The following is a 20,706-nucleotide window of genomic DNA, read 5'->3' as shown; positions in this document are numbered from 1 at the left end:
GGGCAGACGGGGGGAAACTTAGAAGACGTAGTCCCCGTGGTATGGAGGTTTTTCATGAAGCCAGTCCAGGGCAGCCTGCCCGATATTATGCCCGTGCTGTCACGTGGCAAACACCGCACGCCCAAGAGCGGCGGCTGCTTCATGGAATTCGCCTCTTATCTCGCTGGCGAGTCGTGGAGCGACCACCCCGCGTGCACCCATCCGGTGCTCGCCTCGCTCGCCCGAATGGTCAACGACTGCAGTTCCGACACGGCGCGCTCGCGGCTGGCGCTGCTGATTCCATCGGTGATCGGCCTGACCGGACCCGACAAGCGGGTCGAAATCGTGGTCGCCCTGCGCGCCGGGTGCGAAGCGCTTCCGGTGGCGAGCCTGGAACGTCAGCGCGCGCTGACGGTGGGCATTCTCACCTGTGAACGCAACGCATCTGTTCTGAATCTACAATTGCCAGATCTGCCGCTGGCCGAACAGCTGCGTGCCAGCATTCGGGTCGCCCTTGATCAGGCTCCCGATGCCGAACGATGGGCGCGTGATTTCATTGGCAGCATGCACCCCTGGTCGCACACGAAGTTCACCCCGCGCACCGCCGACACGATCATTCGTGTCGCCGTGCAGGGCATCGGCGAAGCGTGCATTTCCGACCCGGACGCCCGGCTGTATACCCTGCTAGACCATGCGATCAACGATTGTCGCGTCCTTCTCGGCACCCGTACACCGGACCGATCAGAATACCTGCCAGCCCTGGCTTAGTCCCCGGCACAGGGCCAGGCTCACAACCGCACCCGGATGGTGCAACGAAAGCCCAGACTGCAGAGTCTGGGCTTTCGTGTGTTGCGCTAGAGCGGATGCTGTCTGCTTAGACGGCGGACAACTCCCGGTTGCCGACCTCCGCGCGAATGCCGCGGTTGACGGCGGAGACGACCGACTTGAGCGACGCGGTGGAGATGTCCGCATCGATGCCGACACCCCAGTAGCGCTTGCCGTTCACGTCGAGCTCGACATAGGCGGCTGCCTGAGCATCGCCGCCGGCCGACAGTGCGTGTTCGACGTAGTCGTAGAGCGTAATCGCGATTCCGCGCTCGGCCATGACGCCGAGGAACGCGTTGATCGGGCCGTTGCCGGAGCCGGTGGCCGGAGCCGCTGTGTCGCCGTCACGAAGTACGACGGCAAGGTCGACGGTGCCGGACAGGTCGCTTGAGGTGCGGGTGGAGTGCAGTTCAAACCGGCCCCACTGTGCTTCGGGGTTCTTGACCGTGGCCGGCAGGTACTCGTCGTTGAAGATGTCCCAGATCTGCTCGCTCGTGACCTCGCCACCCTCGGCATCCGTTTTGGCCTGCACGACGCCGGAAAACTCGATCTGCAGCCTGCGCGGCAGGTCGAGGGCGTGGTCCGTTTTGAGTAGGTAGGCGACGCCGCCCTTGCCGGACTGCGAGTTGACCCGAATCACGGCCTCGTAGCTGCGACCAAGGTCCTTGGGGTCGATCGGCAGGTACGGAACGGCCCAGACCAGGTCGTTGACGGTGCAGCCCTGCTTGGCGGCATCGGCATCCATGGCTTCGAAACCCTTTTTGATGGCGTCCTGGTGCGAACCGCTGAAGGCGGTGAAGACGAGGTCGCCCGCCCATGGGTTGCGCTCCGGTACCGGCAGCTGGTTGCAGTATTCAGCGGTGCGCTTGATCTCGTCGATGTTGCTGAAGTCGATCTGCGGGTCGATGCCCTGGGTAAACAGATTGATGCCAAGGGCAACCAGGTCGACATTTCCGGTGCGCTCACCGTTTCCAAACAGGCAGCCTTCGATGCGGTCGGCACCGGCCAGGTAGCCGAGTTCGGCGGCGGCAATCGCAGTACCGCGGTCGTTGTGCGGGTGGAGCGAGATCAACACGTTCTCGCGCTGGTTCAGGTGACGGCTCATCCACTCAATGGAATCGGCATACACATTGGGCGTGGCCATCTCGACTGTCGCCGGCAGGTTGATGATGACCTTGCGCTCCGGGGTCGGCTGCAAAATCTCAATGACCTGGTTGGAGATGTCGACAGCGAAGTCGAGTTCGGTGCCGGTGAAGCTCTCGGGCGAGTACTCGTAATAGATAGTCGTGCCGGGAATGGTCGATTCCATCTGCTTGCACAGGCGGGCGCCAAACAGGGCCAGATCGACGATGCCCTGCTTCTGCTCGCGAAACACCACCTCGCGCTGCAAAATGCTCGTGGAGTTATAGAAGTGCACGATGACCTGCTTGGCGCCGGCGATCGACTCGTAGGTGCGCTTGATTAAATGTTCACGAGCCTGGGTCAGCACCTGAATCGTTACGTCGTCGGGGATGGCGTTCTCGTCGATGAGGCTGCGTACGAAGTCGAAGTCGGTCTGGCTCGCCGAAGGAAAGCCCACCTCGATTTCCTTGTAGCCCATACGCACGAGCAGGTCGAACATGATGCGCTTGCGCTCGGGACTCATCGGGTCGATAAGCGACTGGTTGCCGTCCCGCAGGTCGACCGCGCACCAACGCGGTGCAACCGTGATGTGCTTACTCGGCCAGGTACGGTCGGGTAGCGCAACGGCGAACTGCTCGTGGTACGGGCGGTAGCGATGAATCGGCAGGGTGGATGCGGTCTGATTGTTCTTCATGATCCTGTTTCCTCGTGGGTGTCGCACAGCCAACGACGAACGCCGCGACGAGGGAGGCCTTTAGATTAGGACCCGTCGCGGCAGCTAAGGAGGAGCGCACCGTTCAACACATTTTTAGGCTAGCACCGTTTGGCACCGTTGCGCCCACGTGGCGGCGGAGGCGTCGGCGAGCGGATGCTCCTAGCCGAGTCCGGAAACTGAGGTCGCTTTGAACGAGTACGAAGCGTGACGCGGGAACCTCGTTCACGACTTGCCCGATTTTGGCGGCTGAATCGCGCCAACGCGTTTTGGTGACCACCGCGGTCGCTGACGAAGGCGATAGCCTCGGGAGGTACCAGGGCGATGCCGAGGGGCATGATGGGGTCGTGACGTTGATAGAAGGTTCGATCAGTGATCGGGCGCAAGGGGACGAGGCTTTGTGGTTGACGCGAACAGGCATAGCAAACGGATGGTCGGAATCGCGCGCCACGGGCGATTGAAGCGATCGAATCCCTATGCGAGGGCACTCAAAGCGGTGGCGGCGGTGCTGGCTGTTGCCGTGATCAGCGCATCATCCGTGGCGGCTATTGCGGTCTGGAGCCTGCACCAGAAGGTCGACGACAACGCCATCGACATCACCGATGGCGACACGTCAGCCGCAGAGTCACAGTTCGAAAGCTACGAAAACGGCTTCAATATTCTTTTGGTCGGCATCGACAACGATGCAACGCAAAGCGCGGCGTACGGAAAACGTGACGCCACCCTCAACGATGTGAACATTCTCGTGCACGTTTCTGCCGACCACAGCAATGCGGTCGTCGTGAGTATCCCTCGCGATCTCATCGTGCCGCATCCCACGTGCACGGATACAAAAAACGGGGACGAGTTTTCTGCGATGGCCGCACGCCCCGTCAATGAGGCCATGTCGCGTGGCGGGCTGCCCTGCGTGGTCAAGACCATATCCGAACTGACGGGACTGATCATCCCCTATGCCGGACTCATCTCGTTTGATGGGGTCGTGCAGCTGAGCGACGCCATCGGTGGAGTTCCGATCTGCCTGGATGCGGCCATCAAAGACCCCGCTGCGGGCCTCAATCTGCCCGCCGGCACGAGTATCGTCGCCGGGGACACCGCACTGGCGTTTCTGCGCAGCCGCAAAGGCGTGGGCGATCGCAGCGACCTGGCGAGAATCTCCTCGCAGCAGATTTACATGGCCTCACTCATGCGCACGGTTCAGGGCAATGGCACGCTCACGAGCATCCCGACCTTGATCAACCTGGCCGACGCTGCGGCGAGCAACATTGCACTATCGACGTCGCTGGCCAACATCGACACTATGGTCTCGATGGCTCTGGCGCTCAACGACATCGACCTGGATCGACTGCTGTTCGTACAATATCCGGGCACGACCGAGGACTCTGACTTTCCGGGCAAGGTGGTACCGCTCGACGCTGTGGCCGAGGAGATGTTCGCCAAACTCGCAGCCGACGAGCCCTTCGCTCTCGCCGGTACAACACCCACGCCGGCCCCGACGACGAATCTCCCGGTGCCGGTCGAAACGTCAACGTCGGCGCCAGGCGAAACTGCGCTCCCCACCCCCGAGCCAACCGTTCAGGCTCTGGATGGACTCACCGGCCAAACGGCCGAGGATGATTCCTGCGTCCAGGCCTTCAGCGGGTGAGTGCGGGCGGCACTCGGGCCGTTCCTGCCGGTTTCAGGCCGGCGGGCGTGAGTGTGCCCGATATGGGTAGCCGCTACGACGGTTACCTTAGCGGCCACCCGTTTCGGGGCGGGCGCTAAACATTTAGTGCTGGTGAGTCTTACCGATCCATGGCGGTTTTCGGACGGGACCCGAACTGCCTGCTCGGCGGGCTAGAAGCCGAGCCGACCGAGCTGCTTCGGGTCGCGCTGCCATTCCTTGGCGATCTTCACCCGCAGCGAGAGAAAGACCCGCTTACCGACGAGCGGTTCAATCTGTTTGCGCGCGCGGGTACCGACATCCTTCAGTCGGCTGCCCGACTTGCCGATGATGATGCCCTTCTGGCTATCCCGTTCGACGAACAGGTTGGCGTAAATCTCAACCAGTTCTTGGTCATCACGCTCGATGATGTCGTCGATGGTCACAGCGATCGAGTGCGGCAGTTCGTCGGTGACGCCCTCGAGGGCTGCCTCGCGAATGAACTCCGAGATGCGCGACTCGAGGGTCTCGTCGGTGACGGTGTCAGCGGGGTAGAGCGGGGCATCGGCATGCGGCAGCAAGAGCAGGAGTTGCGTTGCCAGGGTGTCGAGCTGGATGCGGCTGGTCGAGGAGATCGGAACAATCGCTTCCCAGTCCCGCAGCTGAGAGACGGCGAGCAGCTGATTGGCGACGTTGGTCTTGGAGGACGCATCAATTTTGGTGACGATGGCGACCTTTTTGGCCCGTGGGAAGGCATCCAATTGCTCGTTGATGAACTTGTCTCCCGGGCCGATCGGCTCGTTGGCCGGGATGCACAAGCCGATCACGTCGACGCCGGCCAGGGTGGCGGTGACAAGGCTGTTGAGTCGCTCACCGAGGAGGGTGCGCGGGCGGTGAATGCCGGGGGTGTCGACCAGAATGAGCTGGCCGTTCTTCTGGTGCACGATGCCACGGATGGCGCGGCGGGTGGTCTGCGGTTTTGACGAGGTGATCGCGACCTTCTCTCCCACGAGTGCGTTCGTCAGGGTGGATTTTCCCACGTTGGGGCGTCCGACGAAGGAGACGAATCCCGCTCGGTAATCGGCGGGGTGCGCCTGTGTTTCTGCGGTCATAACCGTTCTCCTTCATCATCAGACACTGTGCTGCGATTCATTCCCGTAAGAAATGCGGTCTGCGCATCAATCAGAGCTTCGTCTCGCTCCACCAGCACGGTGCTGATGCGCTTACGACGACCTTCGGTGCGTTCGGCGGTGAGGTTCAACCCGCTCACCGAGGCGACTGACCCGGCGACCGGCAGTCGCCCCAGCGCCTTAGCCAGAAGGCCACCGACCGAGTCGACATCATCGTCGTCGAGCTCGAGGTCAAAGAGTTCGCCGAGTTCGTCGACCGGCAGTCGGGCACTGACCCGAAAATGCCCATCGCCGAGGTCTTCGAACTCGACCACGTCGCGGTCGTACTCATCGGAGATATCACCGACGAGCTCCTCGATCAGATCCTCGAGGGTGACGAGTCCGGCGATGCCGCCGTACTCGTCAACGACCATGGCCAGGTGGTTAGACTCAAGCTGCATCTGCCGCAGCATATCGTCGGCTTTCTTGGATTCGGGCACGAACACGGCCGGACGCGCGAGTTCGGCGACCGTCAGTTGCAGGCCATTGATCGGGCGTTCAAAGACCAGCCGAGCGACGTCGCGCAGGTAGAGGATGCCAGCGACGTCGTCGACCTCGCCGCCCCGAACGGGTAAGCGCGAGGTACCGCTGCTCAGGAACAGGCCCATAGCCGCGTCAATGCTCGCGTCAGCGTCGATGGTGATCATGTCGGTGCGGGGAATCATGACCTCGCGCACGACCGTGTCGCTGAACTCAAAAATCGAGTGGATGAGCTCGCGGTCGTCTTCCTCGATCACGTCGAGTTCGGTGGCCTCGTCGACCATGCTGAGCAACTGATCTTCGGAGGTGAAGGTGGCGAGTTTGGTGCGCCCGGGGGTGACGCGGTTGCCGAGGGCGACCAGAGCGTTCGCGATCGGTCCGAGCAGAACGCGCACAACATGCACGAGCAGCGCGGTGGCTGTCAGTAGGGCGACCGGATGCGCCCGCCCGACGCTGCGCGGACTGGCACCGACCAGCACAAACGAAACCGAGGTCATGATCAGCGCCGACAGCAGCAGCGCGAGCCACAATGCCTCGATCGTGGTCGCAAAAACGAGGGTCACCAGTACGGCCGCCGTGGTTTCCGCAGTAATGCGAATGAAGTTGATCGCGTTCAGGTGCGCGCCGGTGTCTTCAGCGATCGCGCGGAGTGACCGTTTGGCGCGATGATTCGGCACCAGGCTGGCGATATCAGCCCGCGATTGGGTGGTGATCGCGGCGTCGACGGCGGCCATCAGACCAGCAAAAACGACCAGAACGACGGCCGCATAAATGAACCACACAATGTGCATCAGGGGCGTTGTCGTTCCTGCATGGCGAAGCCGATGAGGATATCGCGCTGAATGCCGAACATTTCCTTCTCTTCGTCCGGTTCGGCGTGGTCGAAGCCGAGTAGATGCAGTACGCCGTGGGTGGTGAGCAACAGCAGCTCATCGAGAGTGCTGTGGCCGGCGGTTTCGGCCTGCTCCTTGGCGACCTGCGGGCAGAGCACGATATCGCCGAGCAGTCCGGGCGGGGTCTCCTGCTCCTCGGTTCCGGGGCGCAGTTCGTCCATCGGAAAGCTCAAAACATCAGTGGGACCGGGCTCGTCCATCCACTGCACATGCAGCTGCTCCATGGCCCCTTCATCGACGAGCACGATCGCGAGTTCGGCGTCGGCGTGCACGTGCATGGTGTCGAGCGCGAAGGCGGCCAGGCGCAAGATGGCAGCCTCATCGACCGGGATGGCCGACTCGTTGTTGACTTCGATGCTCAACTGGAACTCCGTTTCGGATTGCGGCCGGGCGCATTGCCGGTGCGCTGGGGGCCACGGGTGGCGAATTCTCGGGCTTCGGCGCTCTCCTGTCGGAGGGCCTGCTTCTGCGCGTCGTACTCGGTGTAGGCATCGACGATACGACCAACCAGCGAGTGCCGAACGACATCGGCGCTGGTCAGATAAGCGAAGTGGATGTCGTCGATTCCGTCGAGCACGCGGGTGACCAGCTTCAAACCGCTCGTGCCGGCCGGCAGGTCGATCTGGGTGACGTCGCCGGTGATGACCATCTTCGAACCGAAACCGAGACGGGTCAGAAACATTTTCATCTGTTCCGGCGTCGTATTCTGGGCTTCATCGAGTACGACGAAGCTCGCGTTAAGAGTGCGTCCGCGCATGTAGGCGAGCGGGGCGACCTCGATCGTTCCGGCCGCAAGCAGCTTGGGGATCAGTTCGGGATCAAGCATTTCACCGAGTGCATCGTAGAGCGGCCGCAGGTAGGGGTCGATCTTGTCGGTGAGGGTGCCGGGCAGAAATCCGAGCCGTTCGCCAGCCTCCACAGCCGGACGGGTCAGGATGATGCGTTCGACCTCCTTGTTCTGCAGGGCGCGCACCGCCTTGGCCATGGCAAGGTAGGTCTTGCCGGTTCCGGCCGGTCCGATGCCGAACACGATCGTGTTGTCATCGATCGCGTCGACGTACTCTTTCTGGCCGAGAGACTTGGCCCGGATACTCTTGCCCCTGGCGGTCAGGATCGGGCCGCCGAGCTGGGCGGAAGGGCTGATAGAACTGTCGATGGCGAGCCTCCGTGCTGCGGTAGCTACCTCGATCTCACCGAGGTCGTGGCCGGTGCGCAGGGCCACCTGCAGCTCCTCGATCAGGCGGCGTACGGCCTCAACGTCGTCGGCCGAGCCGCCGAGGGTCACGTCATTGCCGCGCACATGCACATCGACGTTCGGGTAAGCGGCCTCGATGGTGTTCAGGTAGCGGTCTTCGGGGCCGAGCAGACGCACCATGGCGACACCGTCGACGGAGAAGTGTAATTCCAGATGGGGATCAGAGGGCGCCAAGTGAATCCTCCCCCAGCTGCTCCGACTGTTCCGGACTGCCCAAAACGTGCGCGTGTACGTGGAAGACCGTCTGGCCGGCAGCCGCTCCGGTGTTGAACACCAGGCGGAACTGTCCGTTGGTGCGTTCGGCCGCAATCTGCTCGGCGACGGCGACGAGTTCGGCCAGCAGGGCGGAATTGCCAGCGGCGAGCTCGACCACGTTCTGATACTGCGGGTCTTTCGTGGTGACGACAACGTGAACCGGGGCCTTGGGTGCGATGTCGAGGAAGGCGATGATGTGCTCGGTTTCGGCGACAATCGTCGCCGGAATCTCACGCGCGATGATGCGGCTGAAAATGGTCGGTTGGGCGACGAAAGAAGTCATACATCTATCTTAAGCGGCGCTACCAACGGCCGAGCGTTGCATTGAGGATAGCGAGGGCGGAGGGGCCCGCGGTCGATGTGCGCAATACGGTGTCGCCGAGGCGCACCGCTCTCGCGCCGGCCTGCTCGAGCAGCAGCAGTTCGGCCGGCGAAATTCCGCCCTCGGGTCCGACGACGAGCAGAATGTCGCGGTCGTCGGTGGGGACAGCCACCTCGGTGAGGCGACCGGTCGCGGTCGGGTCAAGCAGCAGCATCCGTGTCGTGGCGGCCAGAACGGCCAGCTGCTTGGTGCTGGATAGTGGGGCTACCTCGGGCAGCCAGGCCCGGATCGACTGTTTGCTGGCCTCGCGCACGATGGCGCTCCAGCGTTCGTGGCCCTTGGCGATTTTCGCGCCTTCCCACTTGGTGATCGAGCGGGCCGCCGACCATGGAATGACGCCGTCGACGCCGAGTTCGGTGGCGGCTTGAATGGCCAGTTCGTCCCGGTCCCCCTTGGCGAGAGCCTGTACCAAGCGGATGCGCGGTGTCGCAGCCGCCGTTTCGCTCGCGTCATCGACGCGCAGGGTTAACTGCGCAGCCTCTGCAGTCAGTACGGCTCCCTCCAGCAGCAACCCGGCCCCATTGCCCAAGCGGAGCCGGTCCCCAGGGCGAACCCGGCTGACCGTGACCGCGTGCCGAGCCTCGGCGCCGTCCACGGTCACGACCTGCCCCGGGCGACTATCGATCGTGCGGAGCGATTCCTGCAGGTAGAAATGTGCCACGTTAGCCGAGGAACCGGTCGCGCAGTTTCGCGAACAAGCCCTGCTGATACTGGCTCAGGGTCGGCGCCGGGGCCGCGTAGCGGGCGGCAAACTGCTCAATCAGTTCGCGTTCCTTGTGGTCGAGTTTGGTCGGGGTGAGGACGTGGATGCCGACCTTGAGGTCGCCGCGGCCACTGCCGCGCAGCTTGGTGATGCCGCGGTCCTTGATCGTGAGCACCTCTGAGCTCTGCGATCCGGGACGAATTTCCACCTCGATGTCACCGTCGAGTGCCTTCACGGTCACGGTGGTGCCGAGAATTGCATTGGTCATCGGCACGTCTAGCGAACACATCAGGTCGTCGCCGTCACGGCTGAACACATCGTGGTGGCGTACCTTCATTTCGAGGTACAGGTCACCGTTGGGACCGGCAGCCGGGCCGGCTTCGCCACTGCCGGGCATCTGCAGGCGCAAGCCGGTGTCAACGCCGGCCGGGATGTCGACCGGAACGGTGCGGCGGGCGCGAACGCGGCCCTGACCGGAGCAGGTTATGCACGGCGTGGCGATGATAGTGCCATAGCCGCGGCAGGAACCGCACGGGCTCGAGGTCATCACGTTGCCTAGCAGAGAGCGTACGGCGCGCTGGATGCTGCCGGTGCCGTGGCAGATGTCGCAGGTGATCGGGGACGTTCCCGGGGCACTACAGGAGCCCTTGCAGGTCTCACAGACGATCGCGGTGTCTACCTCAAGGTCGCGGTGCGTGCCGAAGATGACCTCATCGAGGTCGAGGTCGACTCGAATGAGGGCGTCCTGGCCGCGTTCGCGGCGCGAGCGCGGGCCACGGCTGCTGCTGCCGCCACCCCCGAAGAAGGTCTCGAAGATGTCGCCGAAGTTACCGAAGTTCTGCCCGTCGAAGCCGCCGTTCTGGCCGCCGCCCTGGTCGTACTTCTGGCGTTGCTTGGCGTCGCTCAGCACGTCGTAGGCGTGCGTGATGCTCTTGAACCGTTCGGATGCTTCGGCGCCGGGGTTCACGTCGGGGTGCAGTTCGCGGGCGAGGCGACGGTAGGCCTTTTTGATTTGGTCGGTGGTCGCGTCGCGGTCAACGCCAAGCGCTTCGTAATGGTCAGCCAAAGGTGGCTCTCCTTGATTTTCTGATGATGGTTGTTCGAAATGGCACAGAGCTTAGGTCTCGTCGAGCAGGCGCGAGAGATACCGGGCGACGGCGCGCACGGCCGCCATATTGTTGGAATAGTCCATGCGGGTCGGCCCGAGCACACCGAGCCGGGCCAAATTGCCGTTGGCGGTGTACCCGCTGGTCAGCACGCTCGCTTCCGGCAGGCCGAAGGCGGCATTCTCGCGGCCGATACTCACCGAAACGCCGTGCTGGTCGGTCTCCATCTCGCCGAACAGGCGCAGCAGCACGACCTGTTCTTCGATGGCTTCGAGCACCGGATAGATGCTGCCGGAGAAGTCGTCTTCGGTGCGCACCAGGTTTGCAGCCCCGGCCATGACGAGCTTCTCCTGACGGTTGGCTCCGACCTGGTCGGCGACGGTGCGCGTGAGCAGGTCGACGATCGGCTGCAGCGCTGACGATCCCGGCCAGACATTCGCGGCGAGTGCGGCGCTCGCCTCGGCCATGCCGAGTCCAACGACCGTGACGTTGAGTCGGACGCGCAATTCGCCGAGCGTCTGCTCGTCAAGTGCCCGCGGCAGGTCGATGACCCGCTGCTCGACCCCGCCGGAATCGGTGATCAGCACCGACAGAATGCGCGTCTCGGTCAGCGGCACGAAATCGAGGTGCCGAACCTTCGCGCGGGACAGCGAGGGGTATTGCACGAGCGCGACTTGGTGGGTGAGTTGCGAGAGCAGACGCACGCTCCGCACGAGCACCTCGTCGAGGTCGGCGGAGTGACCCAAAAAGGTTTCAATGGCCTGACGCTGGGCCGGGGTCAGCGGGCGCAGGTCGGCGAGGTGGTCGACGAAGACCCGGTAGCCCTTGTCGGTCGGGATGCGCCCCGACGAAGTGTGTGGCGCCGCAATCAACTCTTCTTCTTCGAGCAGGGCCATGTCGTTGCGAATGGTCGCGGCGGAGACGCCGAAAGAATGCCGGTCAACGATGGATTTGGAGCCGACGGGTTCGCGGGAGGCGACGTAGTCCTGCACGATGACGCGCAACACATCGAGCCCACGGTCGGAAACCATTTCGCCCGCCTTCCTCTTTTTCCGGTCCAGCGTCAATTGAGCGGATGCTCCGGGTCGTCGCACCGGTGAGCGCGCCGGAACGCAGGTTTGCCCGCACGTCGTTGGCACTCGCATTCACTGACTGCTAATACTATCGCGACCGGCCGTGTTCCGGCTGAGCGCACCCATTGCCAGTATCGCGAACCGAGCGTTTAATTCCTGATACCAGCGCCCCCGGCGTTCAACGAAAGGGACAATCATGAGCGATCCACAGGCACAACCTCCCGGCGATTCCAACTACCGTGACCCCAATGTTGGGCAGCCGCCGTATGGCCAGCAGCCCGGCACGGGCAGTCCGTTCGGCACCCCGGCAGCCGCGGCCCCACTCTCGGAAGTCGACGACCGGCAATGGGCCTCGTTGGCGCACCTCGGCGGCATCCTGAGCTTTCTGCCGTCGCTGATCATTTGGCTGGTCTTCAAGGACCGCGGCCGTTTCACCAATACCGAGGCGAAGGAGACGCTCAACTTTCAGATCACCCTCGTGATTGGATACGTCGCGATTAATATCGTCTCGTTCATCCTTGCGATCGTCACCTTCGGAATCGGCGGCCTGCTCATCGGACTGACCTGGCTGCTCTGAATGGCTGGAGCCATCTTTTCGATCATGTTGTTTCTGAAGGCCAAGGACGGCCAGAACTACCAATATCCGTTCGCGATTCGCCTGATCAAGTAGCGAGCAGACCGGGACAATACGCATCTCGGACGGTTAGTCTAAAGAAGGCTGGCTTGTACGTTGTCCGAACCCAGACAGTGCTTCTGCACTGGATGCTGTGGTCAACCCAATGCCAGTTCATCGCGACCAAATCGACCACGCTGGAACGGGAGACCACATGTCTGAGAACGATTCGCGCTCAAACCCATATGAATCAACCCCGCCGCACAACCCCTATGCGCAGAGTGTTCCGCCCTCGCCCATGAGCCCTACCGACGAGAAGATGTGGGCGACCCTGATTCACGTCGGTGGCATCCTTTTTGTCTTTGTTCCCGCACTCATCGGCTATCTCGTGCTGCGCGATCGAGGGCCGTTTATTCGGGCGCACAGCGCGACGGCTCTGAACTTTCAGATCACCCTGACGATCGTCTACGTGGTCGGGACCGCGTTAACGGCGATCCTCATCGGTTACCTGATTGTGCCTGTGGCCTGGGTGCTCGGCATCATCTTCTCGATCCTCGCCGCACTTGCGGCCAACCGCGGCCAGGGGTATTCCTACCCGCTGACCATCAGGTTCTTTAGCTGAACTTCTTCAGCTCAGCCTCTTCAGCTCAGCCTCTTCAGCTCAGTCCTAGTCGCTCAGCCGACGCACCACAGCGTCGGCCAACAGCCGTCCGCGCAGGGTCAGTTCAATGGTCCCGGCGAGGGCTGCCTTGGCGTTGACAAGCTCATCGGCGATCAGGCCGGCGACCTCGCGGCGTCCGGCCGCAGATAACGACGCGACCGGGATGCCGGTGCGGATGCGGCTCTGCAAGAGGATGCGCTCGAGTTCGCGGGTGGGCGCGTCGAGCGTCTCGCGACCGGCTGCCGGGGACAGGCCGGCAAGCATCCGCTCTGAATAGGCCGCCGGATGTTTGACGTTCCACCAACGCACACCGCCGACGTGGCTATGCGCGCCAGGGCCCACGCCCCACCAGTCCTGGCCGGTCCAGTAGGCAAGGTTGTGGCGGGAACGGTGCGCGTCGCTGGTGGCCCAGTTGCTGACCTCGTACCAGTCGTAGCCGGCAGCAGCGAGCAGTTCGTCAGCGAGCTCGTAGAAGTCGGCCTGCTGGTCGTCGTCGGTCGGAGCGATCTCGCCGCGGCGAATCTGCCGAGCGAGCTTGGTACCGTCTTCGACGATGAGCGAGTACGCGCTCAGGTGGTCGGGGTGCAAACTGAGCGCCTGTTCGAGGCTGGTGCGCCAATCCGCGAGAGACTCCCCCGGCGTGCCGTAAATCAGGTCGAGGCTCACGTCGAGGCCGGCGCCGCGGGCCCACTCCACGACGAGCGGCACCCGCTCTGGGTCGTGAGTACGTTCGAGCGTCGCGAGTACGTGCGGCACGGCGGACTGCATACCGAAGGACACCCGGGTGAATCCGCTGTCGGCGAGAGCACCGAGGTAGGCGGCGTCGACAGAGTCGGGGTTCGCCTCCGTGGTGACCTCGGCGCCGCGCTCGAGGCCCCATTGCTCACGTACCGCGCTGAGCATCTTCACAAGGTCGGTCACCGGCAACAGCGTCGGTGTGCCTCCGCCAAAGAATACCGTCGCCACCTTACGGTCCGGCAGTCCCGATGCTGTGAGGATGCGGCCGGCGGCCTCAACCTCGAGCACGGCCTGGCTGGCATAGTCGCTCTGCTTGACGCCGCGCAGTTCCGTCGCGGTGTAGGTGTTGAAGTCGCAGTAGCCGCAGCGAACCCGGCAGAAGGGCACGTGCAGGTAGACGCCGAAGTCGCGTTCGGCCGCTTGGACGGCTGCTGACGAGGGAAGGAGGCCATCGTCGGGTGCGGGGTCTCCGACGGGGTGTGGTCCGGCCATGGGTGGTGCTCCAGTACGTTGAATTCAGTTAGTGATGGCGCCAACGGGGTGCAGGACGCGCAGGTAAAGCCTGGTGAATCTAGCCTGTTGAAAGCGCAGAACCGGCCAGGCTAGGCGGTAATACCAGGTGCTGGCCCGGGAGAACGAGCGGATGGTCAGCCAGACCGAGTCATCGCCCCGATGCTCGACGATGAAGGATTCCTCGCCGCTCTCCGGGTGGCCGGCCATGGTGCCGTACGCAAATCCGATGCGGGCCGCCTCGTCGATCACGTACACGACGCGCACGGGCGCGGTCACCTGGAACAGCCAGACCTTCATTTTCAGGGTCGCCGTCATGCCGTTGGCGATGTAAGGGGTGCCGTCCTCGGCGAAGGTCGCTTCGTTGACCGGATGCTGCTGGCCGGCCGCCGGCGTGCCGTCCGGCTGAAAGGTGACCGGGGTGTACTGCACGCCAGTACCGTTTTCGAGATCGGTGACCTCCATGCCGCTGCCGCGCTGAATCCCCCAGGTCATCAGCAGCTTCGTGGTCGCTTCGAATCGCTCCGATGAGCTGCCGAGCCTGACGCTCTGCTCCATCGGCCGGTAGCCCTTCGGCGGATAGCTCATCAGGTCGGGCGCCAGCGTACCGCCGATGGCAGCGTAGCTGACGGCGGCGTCGGTGAAGGTGGCCCTGCGCATCCGCTCTACTTCTTGTCTTTGGTCTCGATGTCGCCGCTCAATGCGGCGATGAAGGCTTCCTGGGGAACTTCGACCCGGCCGACCATCTTCATGCGCTTCTTACCCTCTTTCTGCTTCTCGAGCAGCTTGCGCTTTCGCGAGATGTCACCGCCGTAACACTTGGCGAGTACGTCCTTGCGCATCGCCGAGATGCTTTCGCGGGCGATGATGTGAGCGCCGATCGCAGCCTGGATGGGCACCTCGAACTGCTGGCGCGGAATCAGTTTGCGCAGCCGGCCGGTCATGAGCGCGCCGTAGGCATAGGCCTTGTCGCGGTGCACGATGGCGGAAAACGCGTCAACCTGCTCGCCCTGCAGCAGAATGTCGACCTTGACCAGGTCGGCCTCTTGCTCGCCGGAGGCTTCATAGTCGAGCGAGGCGTAGCCGGCGGTGCGGCCTTTGAGCATGTCAAAGAAGTCGAACACGATCTCACCGAGCGGCATCGAGTAGCGAATCTCGACCCGGTCTTCGCCGAGATATTCCATGCCGAGCAGGGTGCCGCGGCGACTCTGGCACAGCTCCATGATGACGCCGACGTAGTCTTTTGGCGCCAGGATAGCCGCCTTGACCATGGGTTCGAGCACCTTGGCGATCTTGCCGGTGGGGTATTCACTCGGATTGGTGACCGTGATGGTGCGTTTGTCGTCGGTGGTGACCTCGTACGGCACGCTTGGCGCGGTCGTGATGAGGTCGATGTTGAATTCGCGTTCGAGACGTTCGGTGATGATCTCGAGGTGCAGCAGGCCGAGAAAGCCACAGCGAAAACCGAAACCGAGGGCGACGGATGTCTCGGGCTCATAGCCGAGACTGGCGTCGGAGAGTTTGAGCTTGTCGAGAGCTTCGCGCAGCGCCGGGTAGTCACTGCCGTCGATCGGGTATAGGCCGGAGAACACCATGGGCTGCGGTTCGTCGTAGCCGGGCAGAGCGTCGGTCGCCGGGCGCAGGGCTGTTGTGATGGTGTCGCCGACCTTGGACTGGCGCACGTCCTTCACGCCGGTGATCAGATAGCCGACCTCGCCGACCTTGAGGCCCTTGCTCTCGACGGGTTCGGGCGAGATGACGCCGATCTCGAGGATCTCGTGGGTTGCCTTGGTCGACATCATCTGAATTTTTTCGTGCGCCTTGAGGTGCCCGTCGATCATGCGCACGTAGGTGACGACGCCGCGATAGCTGTCGTAGACCGAGTCGAAGATCATGGCCCGGGCGGCGGCATCCGGGTTGCCCTTCGGCGCCGGAATCATGGTCGTAGCAAGGTCAAGCAGTTCCTGGACCCCGGCACCGGTCTTGCCGGAGACGCGCAGCACGTCTTCGGGGCGACCGCCGATGAGGCTCGCGAGTTCGCGGGCGTACTTCTCGGGGTCGGCGGCCGGCAGGTCGATCTTGTTGAGCACCGGAATGATCGTAAGGTCGTTCTCGAGCGCGAGGTAGAGGTTGGCGAGGGTTTGAGCTTCGATGCCCTGGGCCGCATCGACCAGCAGAATGGCGCCCTCGCAAGCAGCGAGGCTGCGGGAGACCTCGTAGGTGAAGTCGACGTGTCCGGGGGTGTCGATCATGTTCAACGCGTAGGTGACACCGTCCAGCTCCCAGGGCATCCGCACGGCCTGGCTCTTGATGGTGATGCCGCGTTCCCGCTCGATGTCCATACGGTCCAGGTATTGGGCACGCATAGAACGCTCGTCGACGACGCCGGTGATCTGCAGCATCCGGTCGGCGAGCGTCGACTTGCCGTGGTCGATGTGGGCAATGATGCAGAAGTTGCGGATGAACTCGGGGGCCGTGGCGGCCGGTTCCAGCGCGTGAAGGGCTCTCGGTGACATAGTCCGTCCATTCTTCCATGCTCGGCTGGGTTGTACCGTCTACGCGAGTCGCGCACGAGCTGGCACTGATGACTCATACGCGCCACCCCGCGCAGAAATTTGTGAGTTCTGCAGAGATGACCGAAGCTCAGGCGCGATGTGCTCGTTCGACGACCTGGCCGAAGCCGTCACTGTGCCGGTAGACCTCGACGCCGTCGATGAGCACGAGTTCGGCGCGGGAGGCGAGGTCGAGCGGGTCACCGGACCAGATCACGACGTCGGCGTCGAGCCCAACGGTGAGGGATCCGACTCGGTTGTCGAGCCCGAGAATCACGGCCGGGTTGACGGTGAGCGCTTCGAGCGCTGTCTGCACCGGCAGCCCCTCCTTCACGGCCAGGGCGGCCTGGTGCACGAGAAAGTTCACCGGAACGACCGGATGGTCAGTCGTGATGGCCACCCGAACGCCGGCGGCGGCGAGAACGGCGAGGTTGCCGATGGCTCGGTCGCGCAGTTCGACCTTGGTGCGTGCTGTGAGCATCGGACCGAAGATGACCGGGATGTTCTTCTCGGCGAGCACGTCGGCGACCTTGTGCCCCTCGGTGCCGTGGTTGATCACGAGGCGATAGCCGAATTCCTCCGCTAAACGGATGGCCGTGGCAATGTCGTCGTGGCGGTGCACGTGCTGGTCCCAGACGAGTTCCCCGGAGAAGACCCGGGCCAGGGCCTCCTTGCCGAGATCGCGGGTGAAGGTTTCGCCCTTCTCGGCGGCGGCATCGCGTGCGCGCACGTAGTTTTGGGCCTCGACGAAGGCCTGGCGAATGACCAGACTGACGCCGAGGCGGGTGCTCGGGGTCTGCTTCTTCTCGCCGTAGATCCGCTTCGGGTTCTCCCCAAGAGCGCTCTTGATGCTCACTGCGTCGCTGATCACCTGCTCGTCGATGGTGCGGCCGCCCCAGCTCTTGATCGCGACCGACTGGCCGCCGATCGGATTGCCGGAGCCGGGCTTGACCACGATCGTGGTGACTCCGCCGGAGAGCGCGTCGCGAAAGCCCTCGTCATCGATGTTGATGGCGTCGATGGCACGAACAGCGGCCATATTCGGGCCGGTCATTTCGTTGGTGTCGTTGCCGGCCCATCCGTTCGCCTCTTCGTGGATGCCCACGTGCCCGTGTGCCTCGATGAAGCCGGGCAGTACCCACTTGCCACTGGCGTCGACCATTTGCGCGCCGCTCGGTACTGGGAGGTCGGCGCCGATAGCGCTAATACGACCGTTCTCGATCAGCACCGTGCCGTTCGGGATGGTGTCACCGAGTACCGGCACGACGCGAGCATTGATGATGGCGGTCAGGGTGGTCGTGGGTGCAGGTCTCATGGCTCTAGCCTAGGCATGCACTTTGATCGGGGCACTCCAAGCGGGGCTGGCTAGGCTCACGGCATGGAGACTCCCGAAGCCCGCGTGCCGGTTCTGCTCGTGCACGGCATTCGCGCCTCAGCCACGATGTGGCGGTATCAGGAGGAAACCTTGCGTTCTGCCGGGTATCCCGTGCTCGCAATCGATTTGCCCGGCCATGGGCAGCGGATGAATGAGACGTTCACTGTGCCGGCCGCGCTCGCCGCCATCGACGATGGGGTGACGGCGCTCGGCGGCCGGGTACTGCTGGTCGGGCTCTCGCTCGGCGGTTACTATGCCGTGGCCTACGCTGCGAAGCACCCCGCTCGGGTGGCCGGGCTGGTCGCTGCCGGCTGTAGCGCCGTGCCGAAAGGCATGCTGCTTGAGGGGTATCGACTGCTGGCCCGAATAATTCACCGGCTGCCCGATCGAGGCTTGTGGTTGCACGAGGGCCTGGCGCGCCTCCTTTTGCCCGCGGCCGCCGCCCGCGACGTGCTCGCGGGCGGCGCCGCACTCGACGTGATGGATTCGAGCCTGCAGGCGACCTCAACGCTGACTCCCCTGGCCAGCCTCGCGGCGTATCCCGGCCCGATCTGGTTGGTCAACGGTGCACTCGATCACTTTCGGCTGAACGAGCGGCGCTTTCTTGCCGCCTGCCGCAACGGGACGGTCGTCGTGGTGCCGGGAGCGACGCACCTGTCGAGCCTCGTCCAGCCCGAGCGCTTCACCGCGATCCTGTTGCAGGTCACCGGGCGGGTGTCGGCCGCGCCCCCGGCTCGATGACGGCGGGCTGCGGCTCTACCCACGTGGCCGCGTTCGATACCGCTGCGCACTACGGTAACCGGCGTAGCGGCTAGCCAGATCGGGCGCAGTCATGTGCACGGCGGGTAGAGCGGTCTCCACTCGCGCGGACGGGAAGGGACTCCCGGAGACCGGGCGGGTTTTGGGGAGGCAGCAATTGCTGGTAACATTACTACTTGGCTTGCGTGTTGGGTCCCACCCCGCACGATTTTCGCCGCAGAAGCGCCCTCTACCGCTGAGCGGCTGTCCGTACTAGAACCTAACGAAAGCGTAAAAAACGTGGCAAATATCAAGTCGCAGATCAAGCGAATTGGCACCAACAAGAAGGCCCAGGAGCGCAACAAGGCTGTCAAGAGCGAGTTCAAGTCCGCGATCCGCGCGACTCGTACTGCGATTGCCGCTGGCGACAAGGACAAGGCCGTCGTCGGTCTCGCCTTTGCTTCCAAGAAGCTCGACAAGGCCGTCAGCAAGGGTGTAATCCACCAGAACCAGGCTGCGAACAAGAAGTCGGCCATCGCGAAAGCCGTTTCCGCACTCGTCTAATTGACACTGGCTCCATTCGCGCCTGGTGTCTGCATCGGCTCGTTAGAGCGGATGCCGTCCCTCGTCGCACAGAAACCCCCGCCGTCTCGGCTGGGGTTTTTTGCGTCCGTCGGCTCGCAACCCGTTCGGTCAGCCGTGACGCCTTGCCTGGGCCACGAATCGGGCGCGATATCTGTGACGCAGTGATCCATGACTGGGCATACGTTGCGGTCGACCCCTCATGCTGCCACAGCAAACTCAGTACCCCGGAGACCCGCTCGTTGCCAGTGGCGCTAGCCCTCGCCTCGGCGGGCGATCACGCCGATGAGACGTTCCAAGGCGTAGACCGGGTCGCGACCGGCACCCTTCACCGCCGCATCCGTTTCTGCGAGCACGACGATGCAGCGGGCGAGGCCCTCATCGCTCCAGCCTCGCAGGTCCTTCTGCGCTCGTTCCACCTGCCAGGGGGCCAGGCCGAACTGGGCGCCGAGCTGGGCGGAACCGCCGCGGGCTCCAAAGACCTTCGCCATGGTGCGAATCTTCATGGCGAAAGCCGCGACGATCGGCACCGGGTCAGCCCCGGATGTGAGGGCGTGCCGCAGCGCCACGAGGGCCTCACCAGTGCGGCCCGCGATAGCCCAGTCTGCGACTTTGAAGGCGTTGGTTTCGACGCGGCCACCGTAGTAACGGTCGACCGTGGTTTCGGTGACCTCGCTCGTCGCGTCCGCGATGAGCTGCTGGCAGGCAGCGGAGAGTTCGGCCAAATCGTCGGAGAACGCGGCAACGAGCTGGCGCAGCGCACTCGCGGTGACCCGTTTGCCGGCCGCTTTAAACTCGTTGGATGCGAATTCGTACTTCTCGGTGTCCTTCTTGAGCTCGGTGCAGACCACCTCGATGGCGCCACCGAGACCGCTGCGAATGGTGTCGAGCAACTTCTTCCCGCGCACTCCCCCGCCGTGTCGCAGCACGACATAGGTGTCATCGGCCGGGTTCTCCAGGTAATCGAGCGCCTCGGCCAGAAAGGTGTCGCTGCACTTCTCGACATTGCTGACCCGAATCAGCCGCGGCTCGCCGAACAGGGACGGGCTCGCCAGGGTGAGCAGCTCACCGGGGGCATAGCTATCAGCCTGCACGTCGCTGATTTCGAGGCTGGGATCTTCAAGTTTGAGAAAGTCGCGCAGCTGACGGATGGCACGTTCCGCGAGAAACGTTTCGGTCCCCGAGACGAGCACGATCGGCGCCGGACGCACCTGATGCCAGCCGAGCTGGGGGATGACGGCGCCCTTGGCCGCGCGGGTGGGGGCTGCCTTGCCCGCGCGGGAGCCGGTCGTGGCGGATCGTGCGGCCATAGCGCTCTCCTTGCGTGTCATGCGGGTGGTCGAT

21 protein-coding genes are annotated in these 20,706 nt (G+C 63.6%); 7 read left to right on the top strand and 14 right to left on the bottom strand.

The genetic code is table 11. The features are described from left to right. Nucleotides 1-54 precede the first annotated feature (54 nt). The gene (locus CXY73_RS19700; RefSeq protein WP_199185431.1) at nucleotides 55-747 is read left to right on the top strand and encodes a hypothetical protein; all 693 of its coding nucleotides are present in this window, start codon (nucleotides 55-57) and stop codon (nucleotides 745-747) included. Nucleotides 748-853: 106 nt separating this feature from the next. Here the strand turns inward: CXY73_RS19700 and leuA are convergent, their stop codons facing one another. Beyond that, nucleotides 854-2,620: a 2-isopropylmalate synthase gene (leuA, locus tag CXY73_RS19695; protein ID WP_104139266.1), complete on the bottom strand. Its 1,767-nt coding sequence runs from the start codon at nucleotides 2,618-2,620 to the stop codon at nucleotides 854-856. Between the two features lie 448 nt (nucleotides 2,621-3,068). On the opposite strand from leuA, the gene CXY73_RS19690 reads away from it, so the two are divergent. Further along, nucleotides 3,069-4,280: an LCP family protein gene (locus CXY73_RS19690; RefSeq protein WP_104178676.1), complete on the top strand. Its 1,212-nt coding sequence runs from the start codon at nucleotides 3,069-3,071 to the stop codon at nucleotides 4,278-4,280. A 191-nt stretch (nucleotides 4,281-4,471) separates the two neighbouring features. On the opposite strand, the gene era is transcribed toward CXY73_RS19690, so the two are convergent. From era to hrcA, 8 genes are read right to left on the bottom strand one after another with little or no spacing between them, the layout of a single operon-like run. After that, nucleotides 4,472-5,389 carry a GTPase Era gene (era, locus tag CXY73_RS19685; RefSeq protein ID WP_104139260.1) on the bottom strand — a complete coding sequence of 306 codons (918 nt, stop codon included), beginning with the start codon at nucleotides 5,387-5,389 and terminating at the stop codon, nucleotides 4,472-4,474. After that, nucleotides 5,386-6,717, bottom strand: coding sequence for a hemolysin family protein (locus CXY73_RS19680; protein WP_199184371.1), 1,332 nt, complete (start codon nucleotides 6,715-6,717; stop codon nucleotides 5,386-5,388). Before CXY73_RS19680 ends, era begins: the two co-directional genes overlap by 4 nt. Next, nucleotides 6,717-7,181, bottom strand: a complete 465-nt coding sequence (gene ybeY / locus CXY73_RS19675) for an rRNA maturation RNase YbeY (RefSeq protein WP_104139254.1) — start codon at nucleotides 7,179-7,181, stop codon at nucleotides 6,717-6,719. The genes CXY73_RS19680 and ybeY overlap by 1 nt, the downstream gene beginning before the upstream one ends. Then, nucleotides 7,178-8,194 (bottom strand): PhoH family protein, encoded by a 1,017-nt coding sequence (locus tag CXY73_RS19670; protein ID WP_104178675.1) that lies wholly within the window; start codon nucleotides 8,192-8,194, stop codon nucleotides 7,178-7,180. Before CXY73_RS19670 ends, ybeY begins: the two co-directional genes overlap by 4 nt. Nucleotides 8,195-8,234: 40 nt before the next feature. Continuing rightward, nucleotides 8,235-8,612, bottom strand: a complete 378-nt coding sequence (locus tag CXY73_RS19665) for an HIT domain-containing protein (protein WP_104178674.1) — start codon at nucleotides 8,610-8,612, stop codon at nucleotides 8,235-8,237. Between the two features lie 19 nt (nucleotides 8,613-8,631). Further along, a complete protein-coding gene (locus CXY73_RS19660) occupies nucleotides 8,632-9,372 on the bottom strand; it encodes a 16S rRNA (uracil(1498)-N(3))-methyltransferase (protein WP_104139245.1) in 741 nt (246 codons plus the stop codon). A 1-nt stretch (nucleotide 9,373) separates the two neighbouring features. Then, nucleotides 9,374-10,480: a molecular chaperone DnaJ gene (gene dnaJ, locus CXY73_RS19655; RefSeq protein WP_104139242.1), complete on the bottom strand. Its 1,107-nt coding sequence runs from the start codon at nucleotides 10,478-10,480 to the stop codon at nucleotides 9,374-9,376. A 51-nt stretch (nucleotides 10,481-10,531) separates the two neighbouring features. Beyond that, nucleotides 10,532-11,551, bottom strand: a complete 1,020-nt coding sequence (gene hrcA / locus CXY73_RS19650; RefSeq protein ID WP_104139239.1) for a heat-inducible transcriptional repressor HrcA — start codon at nucleotides 11,549-11,551, stop codon at nucleotides 10,532-10,534. A 238-nt stretch (nucleotides 11,552-11,789) separates the two neighbouring features. Here hrcA and CXY73_RS19645 point away from each other — a divergent pair, with 238 nt between their 5' ends. The 3 genes from CXY73_RS19645 (at nucleotide 11,790) to CXY73_RS19640 (ending at nucleotide 12,828) form a co-directional block, all read left to right on the top strand. Further along, a complete protein-coding gene (locus tag CXY73_RS19645; RefSeq protein ID WP_233198485.1) occupies nucleotides 11,790-12,170 on the top strand; it encodes a DUF4870 domain-containing protein in 381 nt (126 codons plus the stop codon). Beyond that, on the top strand, nucleotides 12,171-12,263 hold the full coding sequence (locus CXY73_RS23055; protein WP_233198484.1) for a DUF4870 domain-containing protein: 93 nt from the start codon (nucleotides 12,171-12,173) through the stop codon (nucleotides 12,261-12,263). A gap of 157 nt (nucleotides 12,264-12,420) precedes the next feature. Further along, entirely contained in the window at nucleotides 12,421-12,828 is a 408-nt protein-coding gene (locus tag CXY73_RS19640) for a DUF4870 domain-containing protein (protein WP_233198483.1), read from the top strand. Nucleotides 12,829-12,873: 45 nt separating this feature from the next. On the opposite strand, the gene hemW is transcribed toward CXY73_RS19640, so the two are convergent. From hemW to CXY73_RS19620, 4 genes are all read right to left on the bottom strand, one after another. After that, nucleotides 12,874-14,097: a radical SAM family heme chaperone HemW gene (gene hemW / locus CXY73_RS19635; RefSeq protein ID WP_104178673.1), complete on the bottom strand. Its 1,224-nt coding sequence runs from the start codon at nucleotides 14,095-14,097 to the stop codon at nucleotides 12,874-12,876. Nucleotides 14,098-14,121: 24 nt separating this feature from the next. After that, on the bottom strand, nucleotides 14,122-14,775 hold the full coding sequence (locus tag CXY73_RS19630) for a DUF1990 family protein (RefSeq protein WP_104178672.1): 654 nt from the start codon (nucleotides 14,773-14,775) through the stop codon (nucleotides 14,122-14,124). A 5-nt stretch (nucleotides 14,776-14,780) separates the two neighbouring features. After that, complete coding sequence (gene lepA, locus CXY73_RS19625) at nucleotides 14,781-16,631, bottom strand: translation elongation factor 4 (RefSeq protein WP_104178671.1); 1,851 nt, start codon at nucleotides 16,629-16,631, stop codon at nucleotides 14,781-14,783. Nucleotides 16,632-16,758: 127 nt separating this feature from the next. Continuing rightward, nucleotides 16,759-17,982 carry an amidohydrolase gene (locus CXY73_RS19620; RefSeq protein WP_104178670.1) on the bottom strand — a complete coding sequence of 408 codons (1,224 nt, stop codon included), beginning with the start codon at nucleotides 17,980-17,982 and terminating at the stop codon, nucleotides 16,759-16,761. Nucleotides 17,983-18,045: 63 nt separating this feature from the next. Here CXY73_RS19620 and CXY73_RS19615 point away from each other — a divergent pair, with 63 nt between their 5' ends. After that, on the top strand, nucleotides 18,046-18,783 hold the full coding sequence (locus CXY73_RS19615) for an alpha/beta fold hydrolase (RefSeq protein ID WP_104178669.1): 738 nt from the start codon (nucleotides 18,046-18,048) through the stop codon (nucleotides 18,781-18,783). A gap of 297 nt (nucleotides 18,784-19,080) precedes the next feature. After that, a complete protein-coding gene (gene rpsT / locus CXY73_RS19610; protein WP_092339797.1) occupies nucleotides 19,081-19,344 on the top strand; it encodes a 30S ribosomal protein S20 in 264 nt (87 codons plus the stop codon). 272 nt (nucleotides 19,345-19,616) lie between these two features. Here the strand turns inward: rpsT and holA are convergent, their stop codons facing one another. Further along, nucleotides 19,617-20,672, bottom strand: coding sequence for a DNA polymerase III subunit delta (holA, locus tag CXY73_RS19605; RefSeq protein ID WP_104178668.1), 1,056 nt, complete (start codon nucleotides 20,670-20,672; stop codon nucleotides 19,617-19,619). Nucleotides 20,673-20,706 lie beyond the last annotated feature (34 nt).

The organism is Cryobacterium sp. Y50 (assembly GCF_002929805.1).
In the GTDB taxonomy this organism is placed as follows: domain Bacteria; phylum Actinomycetota; class Actinomycetes; order Actinomycetales; family Microbacteriaceae; genus Cryobacterium.
The sequence above is the reverse complement of the archived record's forward strand: the minus strand, read 5'-3'. Positions and strand labels throughout refer to the sequence as shown.

Bases quoted from the DNA above. Each gene is read 5' to 3' on its own strand.
- CXY73_RS19700 (WP_199185431.1), top strand. From the start codon at position 55: ATGAAGCCAGTCCAGGGCAGCCTGCCCGATATTATGCCCGTGCTGTCA.
- leuA (WP_104139266.1), bottom strand. From the start codon at position 2,620: ATGAAGAACAATCAGACCGCATCCACCCTGCCGATTCATCGCTACCGC.
- CXY73_RS19690 (WP_104178676.1), top strand. From the start codon at position 3,069: ATGGTCGGAATCGCGCGCCACGGGCGATTGAAGCGATCGAATCCCTAT.
- era (WP_104139260.1), bottom strand. From the start codon at position 5,389: ATGACCGCAGAAACACAGGCGCACCCCGCCGATTACCGAGCGGGATTC.
- CXY73_RS19680 (WP_199184371.1), bottom strand. From the start codon at position 6,717: ATGCACATTGTGTGGTTCATTTATGCGGCCGTCGTTCTGGTCGTTTTT.
- CXY73_RS19670 (WP_104178675.1), bottom strand. From the start codon at position 8,194: ATGGTGCGTCTGCTCGGCCCCGAAGACCGCTACCTGAACACCATCGAG.
- CXY73_RS19665 (WP_104178674.1), bottom strand. From the start codon at position 8,612: ATGACTTCTTTCGTCGCCCAACCGACCATTTTCAGCCGCATCATCGCG.
- hrcA (WP_104139239.1), bottom strand. From the start codon at position 11,551: ATGGTTTCCGACCGTGGGCTCGATGTGTTGCGCGTCATCGTGCAGGAC.
- CXY73_RS19645 (WP_233198485.1), top strand. From the start codon at position 11,790: ATGAGCGATCCACAGGCACAACCTCCCGGCGATTCCAACTACCGTGAC.
- CXY73_RS23055 (WP_233198484.1), top strand. From the start codon at position 12,171: ATGGCTGGAGCCATCTTTTCGATCATGTTGTTTCTGAAGGCCAAGGAC.
- CXY73_RS19640 (WP_233198483.1), top strand. From the start codon at position 12,421: ATGTCTGAGAACGATTCGCGCTCAAACCCATATGAATCAACCCCGCCG.
- hemW (WP_104178673.1), bottom strand. From the start codon at position 14,097: ATGGCCGGACCACACCCCGTCGGAGACCCCGCACCCGACGATGGCCTC.
- CXY73_RS19630 (WP_104178672.1), bottom strand. From the start codon at position 14,775: ATGCGCAGGGCCACCTTCACCGACGCCGCCGTCAGCTACGCTGCCATC.
- lepA (WP_104178671.1), bottom strand. From the start codon at position 16,631: ATGTCACCGAGAGCCCTTCACGCGCTGGAACCGGCCGCCACGGCCCCC.
- CXY73_RS19620 (WP_104178670.1), bottom strand. From the start codon at position 17,982: ATGAGACCTGCACCCACGACCACCCTGACCGCCATCATCAATGCTCGC.
- CXY73_RS19615 (WP_104178669.1), top strand. From the start codon at position 18,046: ATGGAGACTCCCGAAGCCCGCGTGCCGGTTCTGCTCGTGCACGGCATT.
- holA (WP_104178668.1), bottom strand. From the start codon at position 20,672: ATGGCCGCACGATCCGCCACGACCGGCTCCCGCGCGGGCAAGGCAGCC.